Here is an 812-nt window from a genome sequence, read left to right as displayed (position 1 = left end):
AATGGCCCCGAAGGGCCATGATTACGCCAGTTGAACGGACACGAACTCATCAGGATCAGCCAGCAGCATCAGCGGTGCTGACTGAATCATGGTGAACTCTCGCGCCGGATCGCCGGATGTCTTCCAGTTTTTCGGATAACGGGGAGACGCATTAATACCCTCACTCAATGCGTCCGCATCCTGAATGCAGCCATAGGTGCGCAGACCGCGTGCCTGAGTGTTCCCCAGTACCATCGTGTTGTCCGGCAGGAAGTTCTTTTTGACGCCGTTTTCCACGTACTGTCCGGAATACACGACGATGGCCACATCGCCATACATCCCCTTATAGGACACCGCTTTACCCAGGTCTTTCACCGCTGTCTCCAGCTCGGAATGAGAGCCGCGACGGGTATCCAGCTTCTCCTTGACGGCTTTGAAGGAACGGAACAGCGCCCAGCCTTTCGGATCAAACACGATGATATTCACCACTCCGCTGGCGTTCAGCGCGTAGGCTTCGATATCGTCGGTCGGGTCATACGTGGACTTGTCACGCTTGCTCCACTCCGTGCCGCCGGACTGCGTGATGTTGTTCGCCGCACTGCGGCCCATATCCACCTCAACCGGATCGAAGGCTTCACCGGTCATGGTGTATTTGCCCTTGAGCACGGCAGAAACTGCCTGCATCTCTTCGACCTGAGCAATGGCCAGCTCTTCGTCACGCATGTTCTGCAGGATGATGCGACGGCGGCGGTAAGCCGGGTCCGCCAGATTCTGCGGATCTTCATCCGGCAGGCGACGCAGGGTCATCTGCGGATTCACTTCATGCTTGGGTT

1 protein-coding gene is annotated in these 812 nt (G+C 57.1%); it reads right to left on the bottom strand.

Annotated elements, in window-relative coordinates; genetic code table 11:
* Positions 1-21 precede the first annotated feature (21 nt).
* Positions 22-812 (bottom strand): major capsid protein (locus tag FQZ95_RS17905; protein ID WP_202384170.1); only part of this gene is annotated, 791 nt, incomplete at its 5' end.

This window comes from Escherichia sp. HH41S (assembly GCF_009820115.1).
GTDB lineage: Bacteria > Pseudomonadota > Gammaproteobacteria > Enterobacterales > Enterobacteriaceae > Escherichia > Escherichia coli_F.
This window is presented reverse-complemented; position numbering and strand designations above follow the sequence as displayed.